The organism is Caulobacter segnis (assembly GCF_023935105.1).
Classification (GTDB): Bacteria; Pseudomonadota; Alphaproteobacteria; order Caulobacterales; family Caulobacteraceae; genus Caulobacter; species Caulobacter segnis_B.
This window is the reverse complement of sequence record NZ_CP096040.1, coordinates 4,214,758-4,230,247: the sequence shown is the minus strand read 5'-3', so window position 1 is coordinate 4,230,247 and position 15,490 is coordinate 4,214,758. Positions and strand designations below refer to the sequence as shown.

At 69.2% G+C, this 15,490-nt stretch carries 8 protein-coding genes; 2 read left to right on the top strand and 6 right to left on the bottom strand.

Annotation, left to right across the window (positions count from 1 at the left end; genetic code table 11):
• Positions 1–79: 79 nt before the first annotated feature.
• Positions 80–2,098: an O-linked N-acetylglucosamine transferase, SPINDLY family protein gene (locus MZV50_RS19735; protein WP_252630977.1), complete on the top strand. Its 2,019-nt coding sequence runs from the start codon at positions 80–82 to the stop codon at positions 2,096–2,098.
• Positions 2,077–4,512: an FkbM family methyltransferase gene (locus MZV50_RS19730; protein WP_252635280.1), complete on the top strand. Its 2,436-nt coding sequence runs from the start codon at positions 2,077–2,079 to the stop codon at positions 4,510–4,512. The genes MZV50_RS19735 and MZV50_RS19730 overlap by 22 nt, the downstream gene beginning before the upstream one ends.
• Positions 4,513–4,519: 7 nt before the next feature.
• Here MZV50_RS19730 and MZV50_RS19725 read toward each other — a convergent pair whose 3' ends face one another.
• From MZV50_RS19725 to MZV50_RS19700, 6 genes are all read right to left on the bottom strand, one after another.
• The gene (locus MZV50_RS19725) at positions 4,520–5,308 is read right to left on the bottom strand and encodes an FAS1-like dehydratase domain-containing protein (RefSeq protein WP_252630976.1); all 789 of its coding nucleotides are present in this window, start codon (positions 5,306–5,308) and stop codon (positions 4,520–4,522) included.
• Positions 5,308–6,471, bottom strand: coding sequence for an acyl-CoA dehydrogenase family protein (locus MZV50_RS19720; RefSeq protein WP_252630975.1), 1,164 nt, complete (start codon positions 6,469–6,471; stop codon positions 5,308–5,310). Before MZV50_RS19720 ends, MZV50_RS19725 begins: the two co-directional genes overlap by 1 nt.
• A complete protein-coding gene (gene pcaF / locus MZV50_RS19715) occupies positions 6,471–7,670 on the bottom strand; it encodes a 3-oxoadipyl-CoA thiolase (RefSeq protein ID WP_252630974.1) in 1,200 nt (399 codons plus the stop codon). Before pcaF ends, MZV50_RS19720 begins: the two co-directional genes overlap by 1 nt.
• A 67-nt stretch (positions 7,671–7,737) precedes the next feature.
• Positions 7,738–9,159 carry an efflux transporter outer membrane subunit gene (locus MZV50_RS19710; RefSeq protein ID WP_252630973.1) on the bottom strand — a complete coding sequence of 474 codons (1,422 nt, stop codon included), beginning with the start codon at positions 9,157–9,159 and terminating at the stop codon, positions 7,738–7,740.
• Positions 9,159–12,362, bottom strand: a complete 3,204-nt coding sequence (locus MZV50_RS19705) for an efflux RND transporter permease subunit (protein WP_252630972.1) — start codon at positions 12,360–12,362, stop codon at positions 9,159–9,161. Before MZV50_RS19705 ends, MZV50_RS19710 begins: the two co-directional genes overlap by 1 nt.
• The gene (locus MZV50_RS19700) at positions 12,359–15,490 is read right to left on the bottom strand and encodes a multidrug efflux RND transporter permease subunit (protein ID WP_252630971.1); all 3,132 of its coding nucleotides are present in this window, start codon (positions 15,488–15,490) and stop codon (positions 12,359–12,361) included. The genes MZV50_RS19705 and MZV50_RS19700 overlap by 4 nt, the downstream gene beginning before the upstream one ends.

Sequence of the window (15,490 nt, the reverse complement as noted above, 5' to 3'; positions counted from 1 at the left end):
CGCGCCGCGCTGACTCGCGCCGCTTCCGCGCGCGCCTGTCCGCTGCTTCGCCGAACGCTCCATCGGTTTCAGGAAGACAATGGCCGACGTCGATACGCTGGATCTCCTTAGCAAGCTGACGGCCGAAGGGTGCCCGCTCGGCGATGTGATCACCCTGGCGGCGAGCCTGAGCGGGGGAGGGCAGGTCGCCCTGGCGGATCAGGCCTACAAGGTCTGGATACGCTTCAACGGCGAACACCCGCAGCTGTGCGTGGCGTTGTTCAACCGCTCGATCCTGCAGGCCGTTCTGGGCGACAACGCCGGCGCGGCCGCCTCGCTGGAGCAGGCGATCGCCCTGAATGGCGATTTCATGCCGGCCTACGTCAATCTGGGCGGCCTGCAGGAGCGGGCGGGGCTGCATGAGCTGGCCGTCGCCACCTGGGAAGCCGGCGCCAATCGCGCCGTGGTCATCAATGGCGTGGGCGTCGGCTACGCCTTCACCTGCCTCAAGCAGATCGCCCGGCTGCTGGGCGACATGCACCAGCCGGCGCGGGCCGAACTGGCGCTGCAGCGCGCCGCCGACATCGACCCCAACGCCATGGATGTGATCGGCCAGCTGGTCGCCAACCGCCTGACGCAATGCAAGTGGCCCGCCGTCCTGCCGACCGAGCGCGTGCTGCGCGAACGAATGCTCGAGGGCGTCAATCCGCTGTCCATCGCCGCCTATACCGACGATCCGCTGCTGCAGCTGGCGGCCGCCAACCGGTTCATCGAGCGCGAGGCCAAGACCACGCCCGAGCAGATCCGCGCCGACCGGCGTGACGCGCCGATCGACCTGACGGGCCGGCGCCCGCGTATCGGCTACATCTCGTCGGACCTGCGCGACCACGCCGTCGGCTACCTGATGGCCGAACTGTTCGAGGTGCACGACAAGTCGAAGGTCGAGGTCTTCGCCTACTACTGCGGGCCGGAGTCCAGCGATGGCCTCAACACCCGCATCCGCGCCGCGGTCGAGCATTTCACCGACATCCGTCCGATGACGGACGATGAGGCCGTCCAGCGCATCGTCGATGACGGAATCGACATCCTGGTCGACGTCAACGGCCACACCCGAGACGCTCGGACGGCCGTCTTCGCGCGCCGCCCGGCTCCGATCCTGGTCAATTGGCTGGGCTATCCGGGCTCGATGGGCAGCGACTATCACCACTACATCATCGGCGATCCGTGGGTCACGCCGCCGGAGATGGAGCTGTACTACTCCGAGGCCGTCCGCCGCATCCCCTGCTACCAGCCCAACGACAGCCGCCGGAAGGTCGAGGAGACCAGCCCGACGCGAACCGAGGTCGGCCTGCCCGAGGACGCCTTCGTGTTCTGCTGCTTCAACGGTCCGCAGAAGATCACGCCGCACGTCTTCGACCGCTGGATGGAGATCCTGAAGCGCACGCCCGGCAGCGTGCTGTGGCTGCTGGACAGCGTTCCCGAGACCAACGCCCGCCTGCGCGAGGCCGCCGAGGCGCGGGGCGTCGATCGCACGCGCCTGGTCTTCGCTCAAAAGCTGCAGAACTCGCATCACCTGGCGCGCTATCGCCTCGCAGACCTGTTCCTGGACACGACGCCCTACGGCGCCCACACCACCGCCTCGGACGCGCTGTGGATGGCCGTGCCGGTGCTGACCTGGTCGGGCCGCTGCTTCGCCTCGCGCGTCTGCGGAAGCCTGGTGCGCAGCGCCGGCCTGCCCGAACTGGTGGTCGACAGCGCCCAGGCCTATGTCGACAAGGCCGTCGAGATCGGCGCCGACCGCGAGAAGGCCAGGGCCCTGCGCGCGACGCTGGAGGCCAATCGCGACACGTGCGTGCTGTTCGACATGGACCTGCTGGCCGGCAAGCTGGAAGAGCTCTATGGCGAGATGATCGCCGAACACCAGGCGGGCCGGCGGCCCCGGCCGAACCTGGCCAATCTGCCGGCCTATATGGAGATCGGCCTGTCGCTGGATCGTGACGAGCGCGAGATGCAGGCCGAACCCGACCTGCACGAGCTCTATCGCCAGCAACTGGCCCGGCGAGACAGCGTCAAGGCCATTCCCGCGGACGGCCGGCTCTGGGAGGGCGGGGCTTCGTGAACCACCACCAGCTGGAGCCCTTGAAGCTGGACGGCTACGCGCCGCGCACGGTCCTCGACATCGGCGCGAACGTCGGCGACTTCACCAAGGGCTTCCTGAAGGCGTTTCCCGACTGCGTCCCGACCCTGATCGAACCCAATCCGTTCTGCGAGGAGGCGTTGAGCCAGCTCCCGCACGAGCGGCACATGGTGGCCGCCTCGGACGAGACGGGCGAAGCCGAGCTGTTTCTCAGCGAGGGCTGGCTGCAATCCACCGGCGCCTCGCTGTATCGCGAGAACTCGCAATACTTCACCGACGATCAGCTGCTGCGGCGGACGGTGCCCAAGGTCCGCCTCGACGACCTGTTCGCCGGCCGGCGCTTCGACTTCGTGAAGATCGACACCCAGGGCTCGGAACTGGACGTGCTGCGCGGCGGCGAGACGGTGCTGCGCCAGGCGGACTACATCCTGATCGAGATCTCGGTCGTCGATTTCAACGAGGGCGCGCCCAGGGCCGAGGCGGTGCTCAAGCAGCTGGGCGAGATGGGCTTCGCGCCGGCCGCCGTCACCGACGTCCATCGTTTCGAGGAGCTGCATGACGGCGCGGTCCTGCAGATGGACTTCCTGTTCAAGCGCCGCGCCGCGCGGCCCTCGCAGGTCGGCCGCCTGACCGCCCTGAACGACCTGGCCGGCATCGTCGGCCACCTCCGCTGGCGCAAGAGCCAGAACCCGGCGTTCCGGATCCTGCTGATCGGCGGCGGCCCGTCGGGCTGGCCCGAGGATCTGTGCGACGGGGTCCTGGGCGGCGCGACGGGGCCGTTCGCGGGCGATCTCTCCGATCCGGACACCTATCGCGCCATCCTGACCCATGTGGCGCGCGAGGGACGCTTCGACTACGCGATCGCGCCGCATGTGCTGCAGACCCTGACACGCCCCTCTACGCTGCTGGAGCGCCTGCCGCTGGTCGCCGAGGCCGGCTGGATCACCACGCCCTCGCGCTATCTCGAGGTCCTGAAGATCGAGGGCGCGCACCGGGGTTTCGCCCATCACCGCTGGGGCGTCGATCACGTCGGCGACGTGCTGTCGCTGGCGTTCAAGTCGCCGATGATCGAGCACCTGACCTTCCCGAGGGAAGCGTCCTGGGAGCAGGGCGAGCAGCGCTTCGAGCTGCAGGTCGGTTGGCGCGGCGGTCTGCGCTTCGAGATCCTGGGGGAGGGAGTCTTGCCCGGGCGCGCCGAGATCCTGGCCATGACGAGCCGCTTCTTTGAGGGCGTCGTGCCAAGCTCGCCGCGCGAGGCCGCGCCGGAGGCGCCCAAGCCGGACATCGCCGCCGAACTGGCCAAGGCCGTGGCCACCGCCCGCGACCCGCGGTCGGGCCTGCATGCGCTGGGGCGCATGAAGTACTACCACGACGCCGTCAGCCTTATCCTGTGCGAGCCGGTGACCCCCGAGCGCCTCGCGTTGTTCGACACCCTGACGGCCGAGGCCCTGGGCATGGACATGGAGTCCCCGGGAGAGGAATGGGACGCCTGGATCACCCACTATCGCGTGGTGCTGGAGGCGCTGCACGGGTCGAACGTGGCTGGCCCGACGCCGCCGGCTCCGGATGATGGCCCACAAGCATTCCTGACCGGCGATGGCCAGGCGCTGGACGCCCAGGGATTGAAGGCCCACGCCGATGCGCTGGGCGCCCAGGTCGTGTTCTTCGCCGCCGCCGACGCGCGCTATGTCGAGCTCTACGCCCGCTGGCTGGCGCTCTCGGTGATCAAGCACAGCGACGTGCCGTTCCTGGTGGTGGTCCACGTGATCGGCGGCGCTGATCGTCTGGCGGAAGCGGCCGCGACCGTCGCGATCGACGATCCGCGCGTGATCTTCACCGGCGACCATTTCGACGCCTCGACCGTGACGACCCGATGCTACGAGGCCCCGCCCAAGGGGCTGATCGAGATTCCGGTCGCCCACTACCAGTCGGTGCGCTTCCAGCGTCTGGGCGGCCTGCTGGACACGCTGCAACGACCGGTCTTCGTGTCGGACATCGATCTGCTGCTGCAGCGCGGCGTGGCCGACCTACTGGCGCAATGGGACGGCGCCGATCTGGTGATCAACGAGAATGATCGCAACATCCAGGCCGGTTCGCGCATCACCGCCAACCTGCTGCTGGCCCGTCCGACGGCGGCGACGTCGGTGATGCTGCGTTGGCTGCGAGCCTATCTGGATGAGCGGCTGTCGCGCGCCGAAGTGACCCGTTGGATCGACCAGGTGGCCCTCAACCTGGCTCGGCATCACGTGGCCCTGCATGCGCCAGCCGTGACGATCGGGACCTTCGACACCTTCAGCGACATCAACAACGTGATGTTCAGCGAGTATGTGCCGGGCCACCCGTTCCGCTTCCTGTCGCTGTATCACGGGTTCGACACGTCGACGCTGGAGGAGTAGCCGGCGGCTAGAAGGCGGCCTTGGCTCTCATGAGCACCGCGCCGCCGCTGCGCGCCCAAAGCTCCGCGCCGCCGTCGACCAGACGTCCCTCGGCGGTGATGGTTTCGCCAGCGAAGGCGGGCTTCAGGGCGCGGAACGAAAACCGCATCAGGGGCCGCTTGGGCATCGCCTCCAGCAGCAGCAGGGCGATCAGCGGACCATGGACGACGAGGCCGGCATAGCCTTCGACCTTCGTCGCATAGGCCTGGTCATAGTGGATGCGATGGCCGTTCGCGGTGGCGGCCGAAAAGGCGAACAGCAGAACCGGATCGGTCGGCGTCTCGCGGCTCCACTCGGCCGGCGGCGCGGGCTCGGCGTCAGGTGTCCGGGGCGCGGGCGAGGTGGCGGTGTACACGATCGTCTGGCGCTCGCGCACCCGCGTCGCGCCGGCCTGGCTGAAGACCCGGTCCACCGTGACGAAGGTCAGCGGCCCGCTGGCGCCGGCCTTCTCCTCGATGGCGGCGATGGTGTCGGTGACCTCGGTCTCCTGGTCGGGGCGCAGGGGACCGGCGAAGGTCATGTCCGAGGCCGCGAACATCCGGCGGGGCGCTTCGATCGGCGGCAGGTGAAGACCGCGCCGAGGATGGCCGTCCGGGCCGAGGTCGGCGCGCCGAACGGGCTCGGCCAGGCACGCCCAATGCCAGGCGGGCGGAACCTCCGCCGTCGGCGCGGGGCGATCCAGCACCGCCGCCAGCCGCGCCAGATCCTGGGCCGCCAGGACCGTCTTGCGGGTGCGCCGCCGGCCGACCCAGTCCATCAGTAGGACCGGGGCAGGCCGAGCACGTGCTCGGCGACATAGGCCAGGATCAGGTTCGTCGAGATCGGAGCCACCTGGTAGAGGCGCGTCTCGCGGAACTTGCGCTCGATGTCGTACTCCTCGGCGAAGCCGAAGCCGCCGTGGGTCTGCAGGCATATATCGGCCGCCGCCCACGAGGCCTCCGAGGCCAGCATCTTGCCGATATTGGCCTGTTCCCCGCAGGGGAGTCCGGCGTCGTAGCGCTCGGCGGCGTCGTAGACGGTCAGGCGTGCAGCGTGGGCCTGGGCGTAGGCGCGGGCGATCGGGAACTGCACGCCCTGGTTCTGGCCGATCGGTCGGCCGAACACGACGCGGCTGTTGGCGTAGTCCCGCGCCTTGCCGATCAGCCAGGCGGCGTCGCCCAGGCACTCGGCCCCGATCAGGATCCGCTCGGCGTTCATGCCGTCCAGGATGTAGCGGAAACCCTTGCCCTCCTCGCCGATCAGGCTGTCGGCGGGGATCACCAGATTGTCGAAGAAGATCTCGGTGGTGGCGTGGTTCAGCATGGTGGCGATCGGCTTGATCGTCAGGCCGTTGCCCTTCGCCGCGCGCATGTCGACCAGGAATACCGACAGGCCCTCGCTCTTGCGCGCGACCTGATCCTTGGGGGTGGTGCGGGCCAAGAGGACCATCAGGTCCGAATGCTCGGCGCGGCTGGTCCAGACCTTCTGACCATTGATGACGTACGTGTCGCCCTCGCGGCGGGCGAAGGTCGAGATCGATGTGGTGTCGGTGCCGGCCGTCGGCTCGGTGACGCCGAAGGCCTGCAGGCGGATGGAGCCGTCGGCGATCCGGGGCAGCCAGGTTTCTTTCTGCGCGGTCGAGCCGTGCCGCAGGACCGTGCCCATGGTGTACATCTGGGCGTGCAGGGCCGCAGCGTTGCCGCCGCTGGCGTGGACCTCCTCGAGGATCGCCGCCGCCGCGGTCAGGCCCAGGCCGCCGCCGCCGTAGGCTTCGGGGATCAGCACGCCCAACAGGCCGGCCTTGGTCATGGCGGCCACGAATTCGGTCGGATAGGCCTTCTCGCGATCCAGGGCGCGCCAGTAGGGGGGCGGGAAGTCGCGGCACAGGGCCCGCACCGTCTGGCGCAGGGCCTCGATCAGTTCGGGATCGGCCGCCGACACTAGACGCGCTCGAAGGCCAGCGCCGCGCCCTGGCCCACGCCAATGCAGAGGGTGGCGAGGCCGCGCTGGCCGCCGGTCGCTTCCAGCTGGCGCAGGGCCGTCAGCACCAGCCGCGCGCCGGACGCACCGAGGGGATGACCCAGCGCGATGGCGCCGCCGTTTGGGTTCACGTGCGCGCCGTCGTCCGGCAGGCCCAGCTGGCGCAGGACCGCCAGCCCCTGGGCCGCGAAAGCCTCGTTCAGCTCGACGGTGTCGAAGTCGCCGATCGAAAGCCCGGTCTTGGCCAGCAGCTTGCGCACGGCCGGAACCGGGCCGATCCCCATGACGCGCGGCGGCACGCCGGCGGTGGCGTAGCCGGTGATGCGGGCGCGGGGCGTCAGGCCATGGCGCTTCACGGCGTCTTCCGAAGCCACGATCAGCGACACCGCGCCGTCATTGACGCCCGAGGCGTTGCCGGCGGTGACCGTGCCGCCCTCGCGGACGACGGGCTTCAGCTTGGCCAGGGCCTCGATCGTGGTCTCGCGCGGATGCTCGTCGCGGTCGACGATCGTGGGTCCCGCCTTGCCGGGAATCTCGACTGGGGTGATCTCGCCGGCCAGGACGCCGCTGGCCTGGGCGGCGGCGGCGCGCTGCTGGCTGCGCAGGGCGAAGGCGTCCTGGTCCGCGCGGTTCACGCCATGGTCGGCGGCCACGTTCTCGGCGGTCTCGGGCATCGAGTCGATGCCGTACGCCTTCCGCATGGCCGGGTTGACGAAGCGCCAGCCGATGGTGGTGTCGAAGATCTCGGCGTTGCGCGAGAAGGCGCTGTCGGCCTTGCCCATCACGAAGGGCGCGCGGCTCATGCTCTCGACGCCGCCGGCGATGACCAGATCGTTGTGCCCGCTGGCGATGGCGCGGGCGGCATAGCCGACGGCCTCCAGGCCCGAGGCGCACAGGCGGTTGACGGTGACGCCCGGGACCTCGACCGGGAAGCCGGCCAGCAGCAGGGCCATGCGGGCGACGTTGCGATTGTCCTCGCCGGCCTGGTTGGCGCAGCCGAACACCACCTCATCGACGGCCGACAGGTCCAGGCCGGGATTGCGCGCGGCCAGGGCCTTCAGCGGGATCGCGGCCAGGTCGTCGGCCCGCACCTTGGCCAGCGCGCCGCCATAGCGGCCGAAGGGCGTGCGGATCCCGTCACAGAGATAGGCGGTCGACATGCGCGGGCTCCCCAATCGTTGCTCTTAAACGACTGTTAGAGTTGCGCGGCCGGGGCCTCAACTCATTTCAGCGCCAGCCGCCGCCCAGGGCCTGGACTAGAGCCACCGCCGTGGTCTGACGCGACACCGCCGTCGTCACCAGCGTCCGCCGCGCCGCCAGGGCCGAGGCCTGGGCCGCCACCACGTCGGTATAGGCCACCTGGCCGGCGCGATACTGGTTCAGCAGCATCTGCTCGGTCTGGTCGGCGGCCTGGGAGGCGGTCAGTTGCAGGGCGTACTGCCGCTCCAGGGTGCGGGCGGCGGTCAGCTGGTTCTCGACATCCTCGAAGGCTTGCAAGGCCGTCAGGCGGTAGCTGGCGGCGGCCTGGTCGTAGGCCGCGCGGCTCTGGGCGACCTGGGCCCGGCGCGCGCCGGCGTCGAACAGGGTCTGGGCCGCCGTCAGGCCCAGCGACCAGGTGTTGGCCGAGGCGGCGAACAGGTCGCTGATCTTGCTGGCCGTCGAATTGCCGTTGGCGCTGAGGTTGAAGGTCGGGAAGAACGCGGCGCGGGCTACGCCGATGTCGCTGTTGGCGGCGGCGACGCGGCGCTCTGCGGCGGCGACGTCGGGGCGGCGCTCCAGCAGGGTCGAGGGCACGCCGACGGGGATCTCCGGCACGACGGGCTTCCACGTCGCGTCGGCCGCCAGGCGGAAACTGCTGGCCGGTTCGCCGACCAGGACGGCGATGGCGTTCTCGAAGGCCGTGCGATCCTGCACCAGGCCCTCCAGGGTCGACTGGGCGCTGGCCAGCTGGGTCTGGGCCTGAAGCACGTCGGACTTCGGGGCGATGGCGGCGTTGTAGCGGTTGGTGGTGATCTGCAAGGCGCGCTGATAGCCCTCGACCGTGGCCTGGACCATGGCGATCTCGGCGTCGGCGCGGCGCAGGCCCAGATAGCTGGTGGCCAGTTCGCCCTGGGCCGACAGGCGCGCGGCGGCCAGGTCGGCCTCGCTGGCTTCCGCCGAAGCCTTGGCCCCGCTGATCCCGGCGCGGATGCGACCCCACACGTCGGGCTCCCAGCTGGCGCCGATGCCGACCTGATAGCGCTGGGTGTCGCCGGCGCTGGTCGCGCCGCCGGCGGACGTGGTCGTCTTGGTGCCGCCGCCGCCCGATTTGCTCGCCGAGCCCGAGAGGTCGATGCTCGGGAACAGGCTCGCGCGTTGCTGGCGAACCAGGGCGCGGGCCTGGCGATAGGCGGCCTCGGCGGCGGCGATGGTCTGGTTGTCCACCTTCACCCGCTCGGCCAAGGCGTTCAGCTGGGGATCGCCCAACAGGGTCCACCAGTCGCCGCGGTCGATGTGGTCGGACGGCGTGGCGGTCTTCCAGCCCTCCAGCGCCTTGAACTGGGCCGGCGGCGCCGACTTGAGGGTCGGGGTCTCGTAGGCCGGCGTCATCGAGCAGGCGCCGAGAGCGAGGAGCGAAACGGCGCCGATCAGGCGGAGAGGAGCGGACATCATGCGGGTTCCGGCGTGGTCGGGTGGTGGGCCAGATGTCGCTCATCCTTGTCGCGCGCCTTCCCGCGCAGACGGTCGAGATAGACATAGACCACGGGGGTGGTGATCAGGGTCAGGAGCTGGCTGGCGATCAGGCCGCCGATGATGGCCACGCCCAGCGGGCGGCGCAGCTCGGCGCCTTCGCCGAAGCCGATGGCTAGAGGCAGGGCGCCCAGGGCCGCGGCCAGGGTGGTCATCAGGATGGGGCGGAAGCGCAGCAGGCTGGCCTCGCGTACGGCCTCCTGAGCCGTCAGGCCCCGGCTGCGCTGGGCGTCGAGCGCGAAGTCGATGATCAGGATGGCGTTCTTCTTGACGATGCCCAGCAGCAGGAAGAGGCCGATCAGGGCGATGATCGAGAACTCCATCTTGAAGATCAGCAGGGCGATCACCGCGCCGACGCCGGCGGCTGGCAGGGTGCTGAGCACCGTGACCGGGTGGACGTAGCTCTCGTAGAGAATGCCCAGCACGATGTAGATCGCCACGATCGCCGCCAGGATCAGCAGGGGCTGCTGGTTGTTCTGCTCGGTGGCCTGCTTGGCCTGGCCCTGGAAGCTGCCGCGCACGGTGGTCGGCATGCCGATCTCGGCCTCGGCCTGGGTCACCGCCGCGCGGGCGTCGTCCAGCGTCTTGCCGTCGGCCAGGTTGAACGAGACCGTCGTCGCCAGCTCGCCATTCTGGTGATTGACCGAGGTCGGGGTGGCGTTCTGGGCGACGCTGGCGATGCTGGGCAGGGACGCCATGGCCGTGGCCGAGGTGTTGAGGGCCGAGCCGGTCGAGGCGTCGCGCAGGGCCGGATTGACGCTGACCTGGCTGGAGGTGGTGGCGGTCGTCGTCGAGCTGCTCGGCCTGGTCGGCACATAGACGTCGTTCAGCGCCTCCGGACCCTGGGCGAACTTCTGCTGCCATTCCAGGATCACGGCGTACTGGTTGACGTCCTCGTAGATCGTCGCGACCTGGCGCTGGCCGAAGGCGTTGTAGAGCGCGTTGTCCACGGCGCGCGGCGTGATCCCCAGGCGCGAGGCGCTGTCGCGGTCGATGGTGACCAGGGTCTCGACGCCGTTTTCCTGCTGGTCGGAGTCGACGTCGGTCAGCACGTCGTCGTGGGCCTTCATCGCCTCGGCCAGCTTGGCGGCCCATTCCTTGAGATCGGCGCTGTTGTCGCTGGTCAGGGTGTATTGATATGTCGAATTGCTGGACCGGCCGCCCATCCGCAGGTCCTGCACGGGGTTCAGGAAGATCGACACCCCCGTCACCTTCTGCAGCTGGGGGCGCAGGCGGGCGATGACCGCCGAGCCCTTCTCCTTGCGCTCGCCGACCGGCTTGAGGTTGACGAACATGAAGCCGCCGCCGGCGCGGTTGCCCCCGGTGAAGCCGACCACGGTGTCGACGGCGGGGTCCTTGTGGATGATGTTCACCACCTGGCGCAGCTTCTTCTGCATGGCCTGGGACGAGACGCTCTGGTCGGCGCGGATGCCGGCCATCAGCTGGCCGCTGTCCTGCTGCGGGAAGAAGCCCTTGGGCACGGCGATATAGAGCCAGGCGGTCATGGCGATGACGGCAACCAGGATCAGGATCACCAGCGGCTTGGCCGCCAGCGCCCAGTCCAGGCTGTGCTCGTACGTCCGATGGACCCGGTCGAAGACACGCTCGAAGAACCGGGCGACGCGGCCTTCCTTGTCCTTGCGCTCGGGCCGCAGCAGGTAGGCGCACATCATCGGCGTGGTGGTCAGCGAGATGACCAGCGAGATCATCACCGCCGCCGACAGGGTGACGGCGAACTCGCGGAACAGCCGCCCGACCTGGCCGCCCATGAACAGCAGCGGGATGAAGACGGCGACCAGCGAGATGCTGATCGATAGCACGGTGAAGCCGACTTCGCGCGCGCCCAGCAAGGCGGCCTGGAAGCGATCCATGCCCTTCTCGATGTGACGCTGGGTGTTCTCCAGCACGACGATGGCGTCGTCGACCACGAAACCGGTCGCCACGGTGATGGCCATCAGGCTGAGGTTGTTCAGCGAGAAGCCCAGCAGGTACATGACGCCGAACGTGCCCAGCAGCGAGATGATCGTCGCCGTCGCGGGGATGAACGTCGCCCGCGCGCTACGCAGGAAGGCGCTGACCACCAGCACGACCAGCACGATGGTGATCAGCAGGGTCACCTCGATCTCGTGCAGCGAGGCGCGGATCGAGTTGGTGCTGTCGCTGGCCACCTGGACGTTGATGTCGCCGGGCAGTTGGGCCCGCAGCTCGGGCAGGGCGGCGCGGACGCTGTCGACGGTCTGGATGATGTTGGCGCCGGGCTGGCGGGTGATTAGGACGATGATCGCCGGCTTGCCGTTGAACAGGCCCAGGGTGCGGGTGTCGGCGACGCTGTCGGTGACGTCGGCGACGTCGGACAGCTTGATGCCGGCGTCGCCGCGCCAGGCCACGATCAGGCCGGCATAGTCGGCGGCCTTGCGACCGGCGCCGCTGGTGTAGATCTGATAGCGCTGGCCGGCGCCCTCCAGCGCGCCCTTGGGGCGGTTGGCGTTGGCCGACTGGATGGCGGCGCGGACGTCCTCCATGCTGACGCCGTACTTGTTCAGCAGGAACGGATTGGCCGAGATCCGCACCGCCGGCAGCGAGCCGCCGCCGATCTCGACGTCGCCGACGCCGCTGACCTGGGCGATGCGCTGGGCGACGACGTTCGACACCGCGTCATAGATCTGGCCGGGCGTCTTGGTGTCGGAGGTCAAGGCCAGGATGATCACCGGCGCGTCCGACGGGTTCATCTTGCGATAGGTCGGGTTGCTGCGCAGCGTGGCGGGCAGGTCGGCGCGGGCGGCGTTGATCGCGGCCTGCACCTCGCGCGCGGCGCCGTCGATCTTGCGGTTCAGGTCGAACTGCAGGGTGACCCGCGTCGAGCCGCTGGAACTCTGCGAGGTCATCTCGTTGACGCCCGAGATCACGCCCAGCCGGCGCTCCAGCGGCGTGGCGACGCTGGAGGCCATGGTCTCGGGGCTGGCGCCGGACAGATTGGCCGACACCGAGATGGTCGGATAGTCCACCTGCGGCAGGGGCGAGACCGGCAGCACGAAGAAGGCGAAGACGCCGGCCAGGGCCAGGCCGATGGTCAGCAGGACCGTGGCGACCGGCCGCCGGATGAAGGGACCCGACAGGTTCACGACGGCGCCCCCGGGATAGGATCCGGATCGACGCGGTCGGGGTGCGGACCGTCATCGCGCGACTTGTGCTTGCCGGCGGGCGCCAGACGGTCGAAGGCCAGATAGACGACCGGGGTCGTGAAGATGGTCAGCAGCTGGCTCAGCAGCAGGCCGCCGAAGATGGCGATGCCCAGCGGACGCCGCAGCTCGGCGCCTTCGCCAAAGCCCAGCATCAGCGGCACGGCCGCGAACAGGGCCGCCAGGGTGGTCATCAGGATCGGGCGGAAGCGCAGCACGGCCGCCTGGAAGATGGCGTCGTGCGGGCTCTTGCCCTGCTCGCGCTCGGCGTCGATGGCGAAGTCGATCATCATGATCGCGTTCTTCTTGACGATGCCGATCAGCAGGATGATGCCGATGATCCCGATGACGCCCAGGTCATTGCCGGTGATCCACAGGGCCAGCAGCGCGCCGACCCCGGCCGAGGGCAGGGTCGACAGGATGGTCAGCGGGTGGATGTAGCTCTCGTAGAGCACGCCCAGCACGATGTAGACGCAGACCACCGCCGCCAGGATCAGCCACAGCTGGTTGGACAGCGAGTTCTGATAGGCCCCGGCCGCCCCCAGGAAGGTGGTGGTGACCGAGACCGGCATGTCGATCGCCTTCATGGCCTTGCGGATCTCGTCGACCGCGTGGCCCAGCGACACGCCCGGCGCGGTGTCGAAGCCGATCGTGGTGGCCGGGAATTGGGCGACGTGGGTGACCTGCAGCGGCGCCTGCTGGGTCTTGATCGTCGAGAAGGCCGCCAAGGGGGCGGGCGAGCCGCCGCCGGTCTTGAGGTTCAGATTGCCCAGGGTGGTCGGGTCGGTCAGGACACCCGGCTTGGCCTCCAGGATCACCCGGTACTGGTTGGTCTCGGTGAAGATGGTCGAGACGATCCGCTGACCAAAGGCGCTGTAGAGGGCGTCGTCGACCTCGGAGGCTGTGATCGACAGCCGCGCGGCGGTGTCGCGGTCGATGTCGACATAGGCCGCCTGACCGGTGGCCGACGCGTCGCTATAGACGTTGCGGACGGCTTTGACCTTGGCCAGCTGCGCGGTCAGCTTGCCAGCCCATTCCTTGATCGTGGCGGTGTCGGCGCCTTCCAGCGACAGGCGGTATTGGGTCGGGCCGGTCTCGGCGTCGATGGTCAGATCTTGGGTCGGCTGCAGGTACAGGGTGACGCCGGGGACCTGGGCCACGCGCTCGCGCAGCCGCTGCATGATCTTGTCCTGCGAGCCCGAGCGGTCGGCCTTCAGGTTGATCTGCATCTGGCCGGTGTGGAGCATGGCGTTGTTGGCGCCGTCGACGCCGATGAACGAGGCGACGTTTTCCACGGCCGGGTCGTCCATGATCGCCTCGGCCGCCTGCTGCTGCAGGTCGGCCATGCGGTCGTAGCTGACCGACTGGGCCATCTCGGTGCGCGCCTGCAGCTGGCCGGTGTCCTGGGTCGGGAACAGGCCCTTGGGGATGACCAGATAGAGCAGGGCGGTCAGGACCAGGGTGACGACGGCCACGACCAGGGTCGCGGTCTGGCGCTCCAGCACCCAGGCCAGGGCGCGCTCGTAGCGGGCCTCGACGCGCTCGAACAGGTTCTGGGCCTTCTTGCTGAGGCCGCGCGGCTCCTGCTCCGGATGCGAGTGCAGCCAACGCGCCGACAGCATCGGCGTCAGGGTCAGCGAAACCACGGCCGAGATCAGGATGGTGATGGCCAGGCTGATGGCGAACTCGCGGAACAGGCGCCCCACGACATCGCCCATGAACAGCAGCGGGATCAGCACCGCGATCAGCGAGATGGTCAGCGAGATGATCGTGAAGCCGATCTCCTTCGCGCCTTTCAGCGCCGCCTCCATGGGCTTCTCGCCTTTCTCGAGGTGGCGGCTGATGTTCTCGATCATCACGATGGCGTCGTCGACGACGAAACCTGTCGCGATGGTCAGGGCCATCAGGCTGAGATTGTTGAGGCTGAAGCCCAGCAGGTACATCACCCCGCACGAGCCGATCAGCGAGATCGGCACGGCCAGGCTGGCGATCACCGTGGCGCGCAGGCTGTGCAGGAAGAAGAAGATCACCAGCACCACCAGCACCACGGCCAGCAGGAGCTCGATCTCGACGTGGTGCACCGAGGCGCGGATGCCGGTGGTGCGGTCGGCCAGCACCTTGACGTCCAGGGTGGCGGGCAGGCCGGCCTGCAGCTCGGGCAGCTTGGCCTTGATGGCGTCGACGGTTTTGATGACGTTGGCGCCGGGCTGGCGCTGGACGTTGACGATGATGGCCGGGGTCTTGTTCGCCCACGCGCCCAGGCGGGTGTTCTCGGCGCTCTGCACGACCTGGGCGATGTCGCTCAGCCGGACCGGGGCGCCGTCCTTGTAGGTGACGATCAGGTTCTTGTAGTCGTCGACGCTCAGCAGTTGGTCGTTGGCGTTGATCGTGTAGCTGCGGGTGGGACCGTCGAAGCTGCCCTTGGCGCTGTTGGCGTTGCTGTTGCTGATCGCGGTCTGCACCTCCGACAGGGTCAGGCCGTAGCTGGCCATGGCCTGGGTGTCTGCCTGGATGCGCATGGCCGGCCGCTGGCCGCCCGACAGCGACACGAGGCCGACGCCCGAGACCTGGCTGATCTTCTGGGCCAGGCGGGTGTTGACCAGGTTCTGCACCTCGGTCAGCGGCAGGGTGTCGGAGGTGATGGCCAGGGTCAGCACCGGGGCGTCGGCCGGATTGACCTTGGCGTAGACCGGCGGCGCGGGCAGGTCGGCGGGCAGCAGGCTGTTGCTGGCGTTGATGGCCGCCTGCACCTCCTGCTCGGCGACGTCCAGCGTCTCGCCTAGGTCGAACTGCAGGGTGATCACCGAGGCGCCGGCCGTGCTGACCGAGCTCATCCGGGCCAGGCCCGACATCTCGCCCAGCTGGCGCTCCAGAGGAGCGGTGACGGTCTGGCTCATCACCTCGGGGCTGGCGCCGGGATAGAGGGTCTGGACCTGGATCGTGGGGTAGTCGACCTGGGGCAGGGCCGACAGCGGCAGCAGCCGGAAGCCGACCAGGCCCGCCAGGACGATGGCGGCCATGAACAGGGCCGTGGCGACCGGCCTCTGGATGAAGGGACGCGAGGGGTTCAT

What these genes read in the sequence shown, in the direction of transcription:
- MZV50_RS19735 (WP_252630977.1), top strand. Translation starts at nt 80, where the DNA reads ATGGCCGACGTCGATACGCTGGATCTCCTTAGCAAGCTGACGGCCGAA.
- MZV50_RS19725 (WP_252630976.1), bottom strand. Translation starts at nt 5,308, where the DNA reads ATGGACTGGGTCGGCCGGCGGCGCACCCGCAAGACGGTCCTGGCGGCC.
- pcaF (WP_252630974.1), bottom strand. Translation starts at nt 7,670, where the DNA reads ATGTCGACCGCCTATCTCTGTGACGGGATCCGCACGCCCTTCGGCCGC.
- MZV50_RS19710 (WP_252630973.1), bottom strand. Translation starts at nt 9,159, where the DNA reads ATGTCCGCTCCTCTCCGCCTGATCGGCGCCGTTTCGCTCCTCGCTCTC.
- MZV50_RS19700 (WP_252630971.1), bottom strand. Translation starts at nt 15,490, where the DNA reads ATGAACCCCTCGCGTCCCTTCATCCAGAGGCCGGTCGCCACGGCCCTG.